This is a genomic window from Cupriavidus pinatubonensis, assembly GCF_019602855.1.
Lineage (GTDB): Bacteria > Pseudomonadota > Gammaproteobacteria > Burkholderiales > Burkholderiaceae > Cupriavidus > Cupriavidus pinatubonensis.
Map to the genome: position 1 here is coordinate 1288190 of NZ_CP080766.1, position 14381 is coordinate 1302570.

11 protein-coding genes are annotated in these 14381 nt (G+C 67.2%); 8 read left to right on the forward strand and 3 right to left on the reverse strand.

The window, feature by feature from the left end; translation table 11 throughout:
- Positions 1-126 precede the first annotated feature (126 nt).
- Entirely contained in the window at positions 127-1689 is a 1563-nt protein-coding gene (locus tag K2O51_RS05910) for a methyl-accepting chemotaxis protein (RefSeq protein WP_220630612.1), read from the forward strand.
- Positions 1690-1696: 7 nt separating this feature from the next.
- On the opposite strand, the gene K2O51_RS05915 is transcribed toward K2O51_RS05910, so the two are convergent.
- Complete coding sequence (locus K2O51_RS05915; protein WP_220630613.1) at positions 1697-2710, reverse strand: LLM class flavin-dependent oxidoreductase; 1014 nt, start codon at positions 2708-2710, stop codon at positions 1697-1699.
- A 218-nt stretch (positions 2711-2928) separates the two neighbouring features.
- On the opposite strand from K2O51_RS05915, the gene K2O51_RS05920 reads away from it, so the two are divergent.
- On the forward strand, positions 2929-3684 hold the full coding sequence (locus K2O51_RS05920; RefSeq protein ID WP_011301653.1) for an IclR family transcriptional regulator: 756 nt from the start codon (positions 2929-2931) through the stop codon (positions 3682-3684).
- 7 nt (positions 3685-3691) lie between these two features.
- On the opposite strand, the gene K2O51_RS05925 is transcribed toward K2O51_RS05920, so the two are convergent.
- Positions 3692-6442, reverse strand: coding sequence for a patatin-like phospholipase domain-containing protein (locus tag K2O51_RS05925; RefSeq protein ID WP_011301652.1), 2751 nt, complete (start codon positions 6440-6442; stop codon positions 3692-3694).
- A gap of 199 nt (positions 6443-6641) precedes the next feature.
- Between K2O51_RS05925 and K2O51_RS05930 the strand changes: the two genes are divergently transcribed.
- The 6 genes from K2O51_RS05930 (at position 6642) to K2O51_RS05955 (ending at position 13381) form a co-directional block, all read left to right on the forward strand.
- Positions 6642-7367, forward strand: a complete 726-nt coding sequence (locus tag K2O51_RS05930) for an IclR family transcriptional regulator (protein ID WP_220630614.1) — start codon at positions 6642-6644, stop codon at positions 7365-7367.
- A gap of 73 nt (positions 7368-7440) precedes the next feature.
- A complete protein-coding gene (locus tag K2O51_RS05935; RefSeq protein ID WP_220630615.1) occupies positions 7441-9051 on the forward strand; it encodes an OPT/YSL family transporter in 1611 nt (536 codons plus the stop codon).
- Positions 9052-9100: 49 nt separating this feature from the next.
- A complete protein-coding gene (locus K2O51_RS05940; RefSeq protein WP_220630616.1) occupies positions 9101-10285 on the forward strand; it encodes an aminotransferase class V-fold PLP-dependent enzyme in 1185 nt (394 codons plus the stop codon).
- A gap of 33 nt (positions 10286-10318) precedes the next feature.
- Positions 10319-11074, forward strand: a complete 756-nt coding sequence (gene pepE / locus K2O51_RS05945) for a dipeptidase PepE (protein ID WP_220630617.1) — start codon at positions 10319-10321, stop codon at positions 11072-11074.
- Positions 11075-11201: 127 nt separating this feature from the next.
- Positions 11202-12362, forward strand: coding sequence for a porin (locus tag K2O51_RS05950; protein WP_011301647.1), 1161 nt, complete (start codon positions 11202-11204; stop codon positions 12360-12362).
- 62 nt (positions 12363-12424) lie between these two features.
- Positions 12425-13381, forward strand: a complete 957-nt coding sequence (locus tag K2O51_RS05955) for a DUF1177 domain-containing protein (RefSeq protein ID WP_220630618.1) — start codon at positions 12425-12427, stop codon at positions 13379-13381.
- Positions 13382-13404: 23 nt separating this feature from the next.
- On the opposite strand, the gene K2O51_RS05960 is transcribed toward K2O51_RS05955, so the two are convergent.
- Entirely contained in the window at positions 13405-14373 is a 969-nt protein-coding gene (locus K2O51_RS05960; protein WP_220630619.1) for a DedA family protein/thiosulfate sulfurtransferase GlpE, read from the reverse strand.
- Positions 14374-14381 lie beyond the last annotated feature (8 nt).

The window sequence follows — 14381 nt, forward strand, 5'->3', positions numbered from 1 at the left end:
GGGGTGCCAGTGTCACGCCGGCGGCCATGGCACCCGTCGCCTTGCCGGCTCTACCTCGTGAATCGGCGTGACCGGCCGAATTCAGACGGCGTGTGCACCACTCCCTTTTTCCTACCGCCGAAGACGATGAATCGCATTACGCTCAACACCAAACTCTGGGCGGCACTGGCCGTGATCTGGCTGGCGCTGCTCGGGCTCGGAACCTGGAACGCGTTCCATACCCGCAGCGTCATGATGGACGAGCGCCGCGACAGCGTGAAAGCGCTCGTGCAGGCGACCGAGGCCATCGTCTCTGCTTACGCGGAACGTGCCGCCAAGGGCAGCATGACGACCGAAGCCGCGCAGCAGGCGGCCAAGGACGCCGTACAGGCCATCCGCTTTGGCTCCAGTGGCTACCTGCTGCTGGTCAACTCGAAGCCGCAGATCGTGCTCAATCCCGGCCGCCCGGAAATGAACGGCAAGGACGTCGGCGACTTCAAGGACCCGGACGGCGCGCCGATCTACCAGCGCATCGTGCAGGCGGGCAAGTCCGGCGCCAGCGGCGGCGATGGCTTCACGACCTATCGAGGCCGCCTGCCCGGCACCGAGACGGCCGAACTCAAGCTGACCTACGTGCGCCACGTGCCCGCGTGGGACTGGCACGTAGCCACCGGCGTCTACATCAAGGATGTCAATGACGCGTTCCGCGACAGTCTGATCCAGGCCGTCCTCGGCACGCTGCTGATCGGCGCCATCGTATCGGCCGTGATGCTCGCGATCATGCGCTTGGTGAACCGCAGCCTCGGCGGTGAACCCGCGTACGCCGTCGAAGCGGTAGCGCGCATTGCGTCCGGCGACTTCACCCTGCCCGTGCGCGCGCGCGACGGTGATGAAACCAGCGTGCTGGCCGCCATGCGCCAGATGCAAGAGCGTCTCTCCGCCACATTGCACGGCATCCGCGATGCAGCGGATTCGATCGGCTCGGCGACGAGCCAGATCTCGGCGGGCAACGCGGACCTGTCTCAGCGCACCGAAGAACAGGCTTCCGCACTTGAGCAGACCGCCGCGAGCATGGAAGAGCTGACTGGCATCGTGCGCCAGAACGCGGACAATGCGCGTCAGGCGAGCATGCTGGCGGTCAATGCCTCCGAAACCGCGAATCGCGGCGGAGAAGTCGTCGGCCAGGTGGTGTCGACCATGGGCGCCATCAGCAAAGCTTCACGCCAGATTGTCGACATCATCGGCGTGATCGAAGGCATTGCGTTCCAGACGAATATCCTCGCGCTGAACGCCGCGGTGGAAGCGGCGCGTGCGGGCGAACAGGGCCGCGGCTTCGCCGTCGTCGCCGGCGAGGTGCGCACGCTGGCCCAACGCTCGGCCACGGCCGCCAGGGAGATCAAGTCGCTGATCGACAACTCCGCGGCACAGGTCGAAGCCGGCACCGCGCTGGTTTCCCGCGCGGGCCGGACCATGGGTGAAGTCGTCGACGCGGTGCGCCGCGTGACGGACATCATGGGCGAGATCAGCGCCGCGTCCGCCGAGCAGAGCACGGGCATCGAGCAGGTCGGCCATGCCGTGACGCAGATGGATTCGGTCACGCAGCAGAACGCCGCGCTTGTGGAAGAATCGGCCGCCGCCGCGCATGCGCTGGCTGAACAGGGCCAGCGCATGATGCAGGCAGTCGCGGCGTTCCGGCTCGCGGGCGCCTGATACTCAGTCAGACTGCCGGCGCGAGCGTGCGCGCCGCGTCGGCGGCGATTTCAAACGAGCGCAGGCGCGCCGCGTGGTCGTAGATCTGGCCCGTCAGCATCAGTTCGTCCGGATGCAAGTCATCGACGAAGCTCTGCATGCCGGCGCGCACGGCTTCCGGATCGCCCACCGCCGAGCAGGCCAGCGAACGGCGGATATGGTCCGCCTCGTTCTCGTTCCACAGTGACTCGATATCGTCCACGGGCGGACGCAGCTGGCCCGGCGTGCCGCGCACCAGAGCCAGGAACTGCTGCTGCAACGAGCTGAACAGGCGCCGCGCTTCGTCACTGGTCTCTGCCGCGAACACATTGAGGCCGAGCATCACATAGGGCCTGTCGAGCTGCGCGGAAGGCCGGAACGTGCGCCGGTACAGGTCCACCGCCTGCCGCATGAAGCCCGGTGCGAAATGCGAGGCGAACGCAAACGGCAAACCCATTGCCGCCGAAAGCTGCGCACTGAACAGGCTCGAGCCGAGCAGCCACAGTGGCACCTTCAGGCCCGCACCGGGCACGGCGCGCAGGCGCTGGCCGGGACGCACGTCATCGAAATAGGCCTGCAGCTCCTCGACATCCTGCGGGAACGTGTCGGCCGTGTCGTGCGACAGTTGACGGCGCAGAGCACGTGCCGTTGTCTGGTCCGTTCCGGGTGCGCGGCCCAGGCCCAGGTCGATGCGGCCCGGATACAGCGAAGCCAGCGTCCCGAACTGCTCGGCCACGACAAGCGGCGAATGGTTGGGAAGCATCACGCCGCCGGAGCCCACGCGAATCGTGCTGGTGCCATTGGCCACATAGCCGATCAACACCGCAGTCGCGGCGCTGGCAATGCCGGGCATATTGTGGTGCTCGGCCAGCCAGAAGCGGCGGTAGCCAAGACGCTCGGCGTGCTGCGCAAGGTCCAGCGAGTTGCGCATGGCCTGGCCGGCATCGCTGCCTTGCGCGATGGGCGCGAGATCGAGAACGGAATACGGGATCGGGGTCGTCATGTAAGCTGCCTTGGCGCGGCTGGGCAGGCGTTTGCCAGCCGCCGCGCGGGAAAATCGAAACGTCCGCTATCTTAGTGAGACCCCGGCAATCGTGCTGGCGACCGCCACGCGGCCATGCCGTCGGCGTGGTTATCGCCGTGACGCCGGATCCACCGAAGGATTGAGCACAGCGCCGCTTGTCCCGTACCATGCTGCCCCATGCGAAGCAGGAAATCGGTATGACACTCAAGACACTGGACGGCGCGCTGGCCTTGCTGACCCACTTCACCGTGCGGCAGCCGACCTGGGGCGTGCGCGAACTCGCCAAGCACAGCGGCGTGCACTATGCCGTGGTGCACCGCGTGCTGGCGACCTTTGCCGCCAACGGCTTCCTCGTGCAGGACGCGGCCACCGGCAAATACTCGCTGGGCTTGCGCCTGTTCGAGCTGGGCCAGGTCGTGCGCAAGAGCTTCTCGCCCGACGAGATCGTGCGGCCCGTGCTGGAAAAGCTGGCGGCGCAAAGCGGTGAGACGGTCTTCCTGTCATGGCTCGATGGCCATGAGGGGCTATGCGTTGGCCTGGTGCAAAGCCAGCACCAGTTGCGCTTTTCGATCGAACTCGGCGAGCGCTTTCCGCTGTATGCGGGCGCGCATGCCAAGGCCATGCTCGCCTTCCAGGACGACGCGTTCCGCGACGAGGTCTATCGACAGGGCATGGAAAAGATGGGACCGCACACCACGCTCGACCGCGATACGATCGAAGCGCAGCTCGCCGAGGTACGCGAGCAGGGCTGGGCCCACACGCGCGAGGAAGCCGCCGCGACCGTGGCTGGGCTGGCGCTGCCGCTGCGGTCGCGCGACCACAGCACGGTGATTGGCTCTGTGGCCATTGCCGGCCCGCAGCAGCGGCTTGGCGAAGACGCGGTGCCGCGCCTGCTCGAAGCCCTGCGCGATGCGAGCGGCCGGCTCGAGGATGTGATCGGGTTCGTGCGCTGATACCGTATCAACCGGCCAGCAACGCCTGCCCCACAGCACCGCTGAACACGCGCTGGCCGATGACGTGGCCCAGCGCGCGGTAGCTTTCCCACTGCGCCTCATCGAAGAACTGGTCCGACGTCGCTTCCTGCGGAAAGGCCGGATGGCCGGCGCCGTACTGTCGCACGTCGGCCGGCGCCCATGCCGCCAGGCACGGCTTGAGCAGCACGATGCGGCAGACCGGTTCGCGTTGGTCCGCACCTGGTCCCGCGCGGTACACGTTGAGCAGCACCGCGCATTTGCCCGATGCCGCGCCAGTGGCGCCCGTACCAAAATCTTCCGGCGTACCAAACACCTGGCTCAGCACCGGATGCGTGGTCGCGGCGTCAGTATCGACCTCGATCTCCAGCGCGTGGTCGATCCGTGCGAGCCGGATCAGGTTGGCGAGGTCGCCGAAGCGGTAGTCGATGTCTGCACCGGCATCGCACAGCACGATCAGCGATACGTCGCGGCCCGGGCGCAGCAGTTCGTACACGCCGGTGTTGTCGAAATGCCCGCCGTCCGACAGGTATTGCCAGCCGCGCCGCATGCCGTGAAAGCGCGCGGCCAGTTCGCAGCCGAGGCAATACTGCGTGCGGAACAGCGCGCTGAAGCGCGCCAGCAGCGGGTGCGTGGCGCGTTCGGGCTGGCGCTTCGTAGCGGGCACGGCGCCCGCGTGGCGCGGGCCGTCGTGCAGGTAGGACGGCCACCATGTGCCAAGCCGAAGATTGGCCAATCCCATCAGCAGCGAAGTCCCCAGCGTCGTTGCGCGCCCGAGCCCGGTCGACAGCGTCGCGCCGGAGATCGCGATCCAGTCGCCCACCGTGCGCGATTCCGCGACGCGCGCGGTTCCCGGACGCGACAGGTCTGGGCAGCACGGCCGCCCGTCGACCAGAAAGCGTGCATAGGCGTCAGCGGGCAGCGTCTGCGTCGAGCCGGGCTGCACCACGCTGGGCCCTGGGCCGAGGCACAGCGGCTTGCCCTTGCGGTCCCGCTGCACGAGTTGTTCGGCCGGATCGACGGTCTGATTCAGCGTGATGTTGATCAGGTGCAGCGGTGCCAGCACGCGCGGATCATAGTAGGTGTTCAGGCTGAGCTGGTCCCCAGGCACGGGTTCGGCCACGCTGAAGCGATCGCGCGCATGGCGGCCCGGTGCAGGCGTGGCGAAGCGCTCGCCGTTGGATGCGCCGAGGTACGCGCGCGTGAGCCGCGCGGCATAGAACGGCTGCAGCGTCGACAGGTTCAGAAAGCCCGTGAAGCGCCCTGCCACGACCGCCAGCGCCAGCGACACCAGCACCAGCACGGCGAGCACCGGTCCGGTATAGGCATTGCCGTACACGAGCCAGTCGACCGGCTCGCGGCCGTTCCAGCGCACGTAGAGGACTAGCCACGACCACAGCACGTACACGAGCAGCGCCAGCAGCGCGGCCAATGCGCCCGCCAGCAGTGACACCGGCAGGTGCGCGAGCAGCGCGCGCCATGGCGTATCGGCGCTGTCGTGCCTGCCTTCGTCGCGCAGGCCGGCAACGTAGCGCACCATCCAGACCAGCGCGGCCAGTGTGCCGATGGGTGCGCCGGTGCTCCAGAGCGAAGCCATCATGAACGCGTAGAGGAATGTGGTGCGCGCCACGGTATCGGCAAGGCCGAGCGCCAGCAGCCACAGCGTCAGCGTCATCGCGCTGCGCAGCGCGCGCGTTGCGCGCACGCGGTAGTCCGACACCGTACGCGGCGCAGATGCCAGCATGAGCAGGCAGCACAGCACGGCCAGCAGCATGAGTCCCCCAACCGAGGCAAGCAGACAGGCCAGTACCAGTCCTGGGCCCAGCCACACGACCCACCGTGCCGCCAGCAGCAGCAATACGGCGATCAGTGTGGCGACGATCGGCCCCGGGCTGAAAAAGCGGGCCGCTGCCTGCGGGTCGCTGGCGCGCGGGTAGACCAGCCAGTAGGCCAGTCCTGGCGGTGCGGCCAGCAGCAGCAACGAGCCCAATGGCAACCACAGCAGCGCGCTCCACCAGATCGCCCACTGTTCCTGATTGAATGCCTGGCGTGCGTCGTGCAGCAAATCCATCTCGTATCGGCCAAGGCCGTACGACATACCCACGGCCACATACTGGCCCAGCGCCAGCACAGCCAGCAGCACGAGCAGAGCGCTGCCGATCACGTAATGCATGGCCACCCAGTTGCGCAGGACCATCACGGCCGCATAGAGGTTGTCGCCTGCGCCGGTCGGCGACAGATAGCGACCGTTCTCGCGCAGCCATGCCACGGCGCCGCGTCCCGGGTCGGCGGCATAGGACACCGAGGTCCGGATGCGCCCGGGTGGTTCGCATTGCAGTGTGTGGTACGCGTCGGCCGCGGCCTGCACAGCGTTGGAGCCGCGCCGCAGCCGGCCTGGTACGAAGAGGCTGGTGAAGAAGGCGCCGAGGTAGCCGCCGCCGCTGACCGTGGAAAGGTAGTCGAACTGCGCCAGCAGCGACGACATCGGCGCCGGTGCATCGGGCGGCTCGCGCTCCGGTTCGGGTTTCGGTCCCGGTGCAGCGTCGGACTTCGGCCGAGGCGTGCGGGCCAGCGCCTGAAGCACCCCAAGGCAAAACGTAGCGCTGCGGATACCGCCGCCGGACAGCGCCAGGGCCCAGTTCCGCGCATCGCCACCGGGCCGTGCTGGGATGCTGAGTTGGCGCCGCCTTTGTGCGATACGAGCCGCTTCATCGCCGAATCCGTGGTCATCTGCCGGCATGCACGCCTCCGTTGCGGATGGTCAGTGCCAAGTATAGGTCGCTCGCCAACCTGTGCCGGATCCGCCGCCCAACGTCGCCTACGCGCCGGCACTCCCACCTTATCCGCGTTAACCCTGATTGTTCGGTAGGCCTACCGACGCCTAGCATTTCTCTGTATCAGAGACGTTGTCTCTATATAAGAGACACAAGGCAGTCGAAATGCTCAAGACCCTCGATGGCGCACTGGCGCTGTTGACCCATTTCAATGCGCGCCAGCCTAGCTGGGGCGTGCGCGAACTCGCGCGTGAAAGCGGCGTGCACCACGCGGTGGTCCACCGCGTGCTGGCGACGTTCGCCGCCAACGGCTTCCTGGTGCAGGACGCCGCCGGCCGCTATGGCCTTGGGCTGCGCTGGTTCGAACTCGGTCAGGTCATGCGCAAGACCTTCACGCCGGCCGAAGTCGTGCAGCCCGCGCTGGAAGCGCTGGCGAGGCAGAGCGGGGAAACCGTGTTCCTGTCGTGGCTCGATGGCGAGGAGGGCCTGTGCACGGACATCGCCCATAGCCAGCATCAGTTGCGCTTTTCGAATGAGGTCGGCCAGCGCTTCGCGCTGGATGCCGGCGCGCATGCCAAGGCGATCCTGGCTTTCCAGCCGGAATCCCTGCGCGAGCGCGTGGCGCACCGCGCGGGCCTGTCCGTGCAGGAGCTGGAAGCACGCCTCGCGCGGGTCCGCAGCGATGGCTGGTCCTATACCTGCGAGGAATCCACGGCCACCGTGGCGGGCCTGGCAGTACCGCTGTACAGCCGAGATACGCGAAACGTAATCGGTTCGCTGGCGATTGCAGGTCCGCTGCAGCGCCTGGACGAACAAGCCCTGCCGCGCCTGCTCGATGCGCTGCGGGCCGCACGCGACACCATCGGGCCGGTGACGGGATTCCTGCGCTGACAACACACGGCGCGCCACCGGCCGGGCTGGCAGGGCGCGCGAAACGAGACAACACTAGGGAGGAAAGGTAGACATGACGCCTATGCAAACAGAACTGAACGCGCCGGGGGTGGCGCAACCAGCGGCAAGATCGCGCTTCATGGAGCCGTTCCTGCTGCTGGTTTCCGTGGGGCTGTCCGTGTTCGGCGCGATGATCGGCATGCAGTTGATCGTGTCGCTGGGCATCTCCGCCAATACGTCGATCATCGGCGCGCTGATCGCCATCGTGTTCTCGCGCATTCCGCTCGAGGTGACGCGGCGCTTCCGCGTGCTGGAGCGGCAGAACCTGGTGCAGACCGCGATCTCGTCGGCCACGTTCGGCGCGGCCAATTCGCTGATGATCCCGATCGGCGTGCCTTACGCCATGGGCATGCCCGAGCTGGCGACGCCGATGCTGATCGGCGCGGTGATCGCCATGTTCGTCGACGGCGCGATGCTGTACTTCCTGTTCGGCAGCAAGATCTTCCCCGCAACCGGTACCTGGCCCGCGGGCATCGCTACCGCTGAGGCGATCTGGGCCGGCGACCGCGGCGGCCGCAAGGCGGCGTTCCTTGGCCTCGGCATCGCCGTGGGCGTCGGCGGTGCGTGGTTCGGCGTGCCGATGTCCGCGTTCGGCGCGGCCTTCCTTGGCAATCTCGCGGCGCTGACCATGTTCGGCATTGGCCTGCTGGTGCGCGGCTACTCGGTGACGCTGACCGGTATCGACATCGCCAAGGCCTACATCCCCCACGGCCTGATGATCGGTGCCGGCATCGTCGCGCTGTTCCAGGTGGCCGACGAAATCCGCCGCGCACGCAACGCGCCGGCCGCCGATGCCCGCACGATCGAAGTGCCCGCCTCGCGCGCCAGCCGCATCCTGTCGGGCGGCTTCCTGATCTACCTGGCGATCGCGCTGCTGATCTCCGTGCTCGCGGGCCACGTGTCCGACATGTCGCTCGGCATGCTGGTCGTGTTCGTACTGTATGCCGCGTTCGCCGCCTATGTGCACGAGCTGATTGTCGGCATCGCCGCGATGCACTCGGGCTGGTTCCCGGCCTTCGCGGTGGCCCTGATCACGCTGACCATCGGCATCCTGATCGGCTTCCCGCCGACGGCGCTGGCGGTGCTGGTGGGCTTCTCCGCCGCCACCGGTCCGGCCTTCGCCGACATGGGCTATGACCTGAAGACCGGCTACCTGCTGCGCGGCGAAGGCCGTGACATGGAAGCCGAACTCTCCGGCCGCAAGCAGCAGTTCCTGGCCGCCATGATCGGCTTCGCCGTGGCGGCGGTCGTGGTGCTCGTGTTCCACGGCACCTTCTTCTCGCAGAACCTGATCCCGCCTGTCGACCGCGTCTACGCCGCGTCGATCAAGGCCGGCTCATCCGCCGAAATCGCGCGCAACCTCATGATCTGGGCGGTTCCCGGCGCGCTGCTGCAACTGCTCGGCGGCTCCAAGCGCCAGCTTGGCATCCTGCTGTCGACCGGCATGCTGATTGCCTCGCCGCTGGCCGGCTGGGCCGTGCTGGCGGGCCTGCTGATCCGCTTCGTGGTGCAGCGCCTGCGTGGCGACCAGTACATCGCCGAGATGAGCGCCTTTGCCGGCGGCGTGATCGCGGGCGACGCGCTGTTCAGTTTCTTCGGCTCTGTCACCAAGCTGCGCAAGTAACACGAGTCACGCAAGCCACACACCTTCCCTGCATTACCAGAGACGTTCCATGGATATCCAAGCGATCCGTGCCGGCACTCCGCTGACGGCCTCCACCATCTACCTCGACACGGCCGCGGCCTCGCTGCCGCCCGACGTCGTGCTCGACACCGTGCGCAGCTACCTGCTCGACACCGGCCATGTGGGCATCTACCTGCCGGCGTTCCGCAAGGAAACCTATGCACGGGTGGACGTCGTGCGCGGCAAGCTGGCCGCGCTGCTGAATGCCGCAGCCGACGAGATCGCCTTTACCAAGAACGCGACCGAAAGCATCTCTCTGGTCGCACGCGGCATCGCCTGGCAAGCCGGCGATGAAGTGCTGGTGGCCGACACCGAAATGCTCAGCAACCTGCTGCCGTGGCGCAGGCTCGAGCAAACCCACGGCATCGTGGTGAAGATGGTCGCCGCCAATGCCGAAGGCCTGCTGTCGCCCGACGCCTTCGCCGCCGCCATCACGCCGCGCACGCGCTTGCTGACGTTCTCGCATCTGCCGAACTCGACGGGTGCGGTGCAGCCCGCGGCGCAGATCTGCGCCGTGGCGCGTCGGCATGGCGTGCTGTCGCTCGTCAATGCCGCGCAGAGCGTCGGCATGCTGCGCTCGGACGTGGCCGAACTCGATTGCGATTTCCTCGCCGGCTGCGGCCGCAAGGCGCTGCGCGCGACCGAGGGCTCGGGCTTCCTGTATGTGCGCCGCGCGCTGATCGAGCAGATCGAACCGTCCCTGGTCGGCTGGTGGAACGGCGCCTATGACCGCGCGACCGGCGCGCTGTCGCTCGTCGCCGGCGCGCGCCGCTTCGAGGCGGGCTGCCCGATCGTGCCGGCCATTCTCGGCATGGGTACGGCAATCGACTACGCAATGCAGATCGGCATCGCCGCGATCGAAGCACGCGTGCGCGACCTGACCGAGTACGCAGTGGCGAAGTTCTCGTCAGTCCCGGGCTTCGAGCTGTACGGCCCGGCCGACGTGTCGAACCGCATCGGCATCGTGCCGTTCAACGTGCGCGGCGTGGACCCGGCCAGCATCGTCGCGGCGCTCGAAACGCAGCAATGCATCATCGAAGCCGGTAATTTCATGGCAGACGCGATCCTGGCGCGCTATGGCGTGTCCACCATGGCGCGCGTGTCGCTGCACTACTTCAATACCCACGAGGAAATCGACCGCGTGGCCGCGCTGATCCGCGCCGCCATTGCCTGATCTCCGCGCCGAATCCCTGAAGGAAACCCAGACATGACCCAACGCATCCTCCTGATGAGCAGCTCGCGCAAGGACAACCTTGGCTACCTCGAGCACGCCAGCGAGCAGATCCACACGCTGCTCAAGCGCGAGCCGCGCAAGGTGCTGTTCGTGCCGTTCGCGGGCGTGACGTTCAGCTTCGATACCTATGAAGGCATGGTCAAGCCCGTGTTCGAGAAGCTGGGCTACGCGCTCGAATCGATCCACCACAGCGACGATCCGCTGCGCGCGGTGAACGAAGCCGAAGCCATCGCCGTGGGCGGGGGTAACACGTTCGCGCTGCTCAAACGCATGTATGACGCAGGCATCGTCGACGCGATCCGCGCCAAAATTCGTGCCGGGACGCCGTACGTCGGCTGGAGCGCTGGCAGCAACGTAGCATGCCCGACCATCCGCACCACCAACGACATGCCGATCCTGCAGCCGCCGTCGCTGCGCGCGCTTGGCCTGGTGCCGTTCCAGATCAACCCGCATTTCATCAGCGGCAAGCCCGCTGGCCATAACGGCGAAAGCCGTGAAGAGCGCCTGGCCGAGTTCCTGCACATCAATGCGCCGGAACAGGTGTTCGCGCTGCCGGAAGGCTCGGCGCTGTACAGCGACGGCACCCATGGCACGGTGCTCGGCGAGCGTCGTGCGCTGTGGTTCCCGGCGGAAGGCAAGGTCGAGACCATTCGCGAAGGCGAGACCTTTCCGCTGTCTCGCATCACCGGCCCGGCCGGGATGCAGGACTGGCCGGGCTTCGCTATCTAAGCGCCCGCCCCGCTGACCCCGCCGGGTCGTCAAGGCCCGGCCAATACGTAGAAACAAATACCGACGCAGGCCGCGGTCATCCGCCACCTGCGCGGCCCCCCTTTTACCCTCTGGAGGAGAAACCACAATGAGCCAACCGTTCCGCCGCGCCGCCCGCGTGGCCCTGCCGCTGCTGATGAGCCTGCCCGCCGCCGCCATGGCGCAGTCCGGCCTCACGCTGTACGGCGTCGTCGACAGCGCGCTGACGTACCAGACGCATTCCAATCCGGCTGGCGACGCGGTGCTCGGCCTGCAGCAGGGCGGCGAAGGCTTCCTGTCAGGCAGCCGTTTCGGCCTGCGCGGCAGCGAAGATCTTGGCGGCGGCCTCACGGCCGGCTTCGTGCTCGAGAACGGCTTCCTGACCGATACCGGCAAGCTGGACCAGCAAGGCCAGCTCTTCGGCCGGCAGGCTTACGTGAAGATCGGCAACCGGTGGGGCGAGCTGGCCATGGGGCGGCAGTACACCACGGCCAACACCATGCTGTACTACGTCGATCCGCTCGGCGTCGGCGCGGCACCGTCGAATTCGTGGATGGTGTACCTCACCGGCCAGCGCTACGACAACGCGGTCAGCTATACCGGCAACTTCGGCCCGGTATCGGTCATCGCCGAATACGCGCTCGGCGAGACGGCAGGCAAGGGATCGGCGAGTTCGTCGGTGTCGCTCGGCCTGAAGTACGCGGCCGGCCCGATTACCGCGATCGGCGACTTCCAGCAGACCCGCGATATCCAGAGTCGCGCGGCGCGCATCTACATGGCTGGCCTGAATGCCGCCGTGGGCCGCGGCAACCTGTTCGCCAACTACATCTACAGCGACCGCGACGGCGGCTTCGATTCGTCGCGCGGCGGCACCGACACGGCCACCATCACGAGCATGTCGACCGCGCCCACGCCGACCAACCGCGCCGCCATCAACGCGGTCTTCAACGGCAGCCGCCGCGACGACTTCTTCACCGTCGGCGCGAGCTACCCCGTCACCGGCAACGTGACGCTGATCGGCAGCGTGATGCACAACCGCACGCGCGCCGACAACTTCAGCGGCAATCGCACCACGGCCTACGGCGTGGCCGACTACGCGTTCAGCAAGCGCACCGACGCCTACCTGGCCGTCGCCTACGACTGGGTGCGCGGCGACTGGTCCGGCCTGTTTGGCAACAACACCACGAACTGGACCGGCGACAGCGGCCGACGCCTTGACGGCCGCGACAACCAGACCACGGTCATGGTCGGCCTGCGCCACAAGTTCTGACCGCATTTCCCGCCGCGCACCACCGCGTGCGCGGCACTACGCAATTTCATTTGGAGAAAGCCATGGCCCTGCAGCAAACGCTGGTCATTCATGAAGCCCTGGACAGCCCGAACGCCAATGGCGCGGTCGTCCAGGAACTGTTCGCCCCCTACGCCGAAGCCGGCGTAACGGTCGAAGTGACCACGGTGCACAACGCGCCGCCCGAAAACACCGCCAACACCAGCGACTTCATCACCATCGTGGTGCCGGGCGCCGCGGGTAAGCGTGCAGGCGGAAAGGCGCCGACACTGGGCGTAATCGGCCGCAACGGCGCCATCGGCGCGCGGCCCGAGCTGGTCGGCCTGGTCTCCGACGCGGACGGCCCGATCGGCTGCCTGGCCGTGGCGCTGAAGCTCGCCCAGATGAAGGCACGTGGCGACCACCTGGCCGGCGACGTCATTGTGACGACGCACCTGTCGACCAATGTGTCGATGCAGCCACATGACCCGGTGCCGTTCATGGGCATGCCAGTGTCGTCGGACACCATGAACGACTACCAGGTGCTGCCGGAAATGGACGCGATCCTGTCGATCGATGCGTCCAAGGGCAACAGCATCATCAAGCATCGCGGCTTCGCGATCTCGCCGACGGCCATGCAGGGCTACATCCTGCGCGTGAGCCCGGACCTGGTCGCGACGATGGAATCGACCACCGGCTGCCCGGCCGTCACGTTCCCGATCTCGCAGCAGGACATCACGCCGTACCACAACGGCCTGTACCACTTCAACAGCATCATGCAGCCGCACGTGGCCACGCAGGCGCCGGTGGTGGGCGTGGCGGTCACGGCACAATCGGTCGTCTCGGGCAGTGCCACGTCGGCCAACCATGAGATCGACATCGCCGAGGCCGTGCGCTTCTGCGTGGAAGTGGGCAAGCGCTTTGGGGCCGGCAAGTGCCAGTTCTTCAACGTTGCCGAGTGGGAGAAGATCCGAGCGGTCTATCCGGACCTGTCGGTGTTCCAGACCGCCGGCAAGCGCTGACAGCTGCCGCCCCCAAGGGCGGCTCAGCTGGCTGCCGCGTCATTGGCGGCATGGGCCGCGTGCAGCGCGGCGTCATCGCCATGCAGGCGCTTCCATTCGTCGAAGCCGCCTGCCAGGGCCCAGGTCTTGCCGTAGCCGGCGACTCGCAGCCGTTCCGCCAGGATGGCCGCCGATATCTCATTCGGGCAGGCGCAGTAGACGACGATATCGCGCGATTCGAGCTGCCCGCCCAGCGCATCGAGCGGCCCATGCATGTCGACGACCACGGCGCCCGGAATGCGCTCGATCGGCACCGGCCCATGCGCGCGCACGTCCAGCACCAGCGGCAGCGTACCGGCGCGGCGGCGTGCTTCGAGTTCATCGACAGTCATGCGCGGTATCCGCCGCGTGCGGCGCAGCATGTGGAAACGCCACCACACGCGCCAGGCCAGGAACAGCGCGAATGCGCCCAGCAACGCCATCACCGCCAGATGCCCGTAGGCGCTGAATGCCGCAAGAATGACATCGACAAAATCGCTGAATACCACGCCGATGAGCAGCGCCGCACCTGCCCATACCAGCGCGCCGAGGGCGTCATAGAACAGGAACACCGGCAGCGGCGTAGCGGTCATGCCAGCCATGGCGGTGGACAACGCACCGGCGCCGGGCAGCAGTTTGGCGAATACCAGCGAACGCGGCCCCACACGAAGATAGAGCGACTGGGTCTGGCGAATGCATGTATCCGGCGACATCGACACCTTGCAGATCGTGCGCAGCATCGGCTGGCCCAGCCGGCGGCCTGCGAAATACCAGGCGGTATCTGCGATCAGGCAGGCCGCAATGACGGCTGCCAGGACCGCCCCAATCGACGGGCCGGTTTCTTGGACGCCCAGCGCACCGGCCACGAACAGCATCGGATACGCCGGAATCGGCAGCCCTGCCTGTTCCGCCAGTACGTTCAGGAATACCAGCATCAGCCCATGGTGTTCCAGCATGGTCTGCAACTCGCCCACAGCCGTCT

What these genes read in the sequence shown, in the direction of transcription:
- K2O51_RS05935 (WP_220630615.1), top strand. Translation starts at nt 7,441, where the DNA reads ATGACGCCTATGCAAACAGAACTGAACGCGCCGGGGGTGGCGCAACCA.
- K2O51_RS05930 (WP_220630614.1), top strand. Translation starts at nt 6,642, where the DNA reads ATGCTCAAGACCCTCGATGGCGCACTGGCGCTGTTGACCCATTTCAAT.
- K2O51_RS05910 (WP_220630612.1), top strand. Translation starts at nt 127, where the DNA reads ATGAATCGCATTACGCTCAACACCAAACTCTGGGCGGCACTGGCCGTG.
- K2O51_RS05940 (WP_220630616.1), top strand. Translation starts at nt 9,101, where the DNA reads ATGGATATCCAAGCGATCCGTGCCGGCACTCCGCTGACGGCCTCCACC.
- K2O51_RS05915 (WP_220630613.1), bottom strand. Translation starts at nt 2,710, where the DNA reads ATGACGACCCCGATCCCGTATTCCGTTCTCGATCTCGCGCCCATCGCG.
- K2O51_RS05955 (WP_220630618.1), top strand. Translation starts at nt 12,425, where the DNA reads ATGGCCCTGCAGCAAACGCTGGTCATTCATGAAGCCCTGGACAGCCCG.
- K2O51_RS05950 (WP_011301647.1), top strand. Translation starts at nt 11,202, where the DNA reads ATGAGCCAACCGTTCCGCCGCGCCGCCCGCGTGGCCCTGCCGCTGCTG.
- K2O51_RS05925 (WP_011301652.1), bottom strand. Translation starts at nt 6,442, where the DNA reads ATGCCGGCAGATGACCACGGATTCGGCGATGAAGCGGCTCGTATCGCA.
- pepE (WP_220630617.1), top strand. Translation starts at nt 10,319, where the DNA reads ATGACCCAACGCATCCTCCTGATGAGCAGCTCGCGCAAGGACAACCTT.
- K2O51_RS05920 (WP_011301653.1), top strand. Translation starts at nt 2,929, where the DNA reads ATGACACTCAAGACACTGGACGGCGCGCTGGCCTTGCTGACCCACTTC.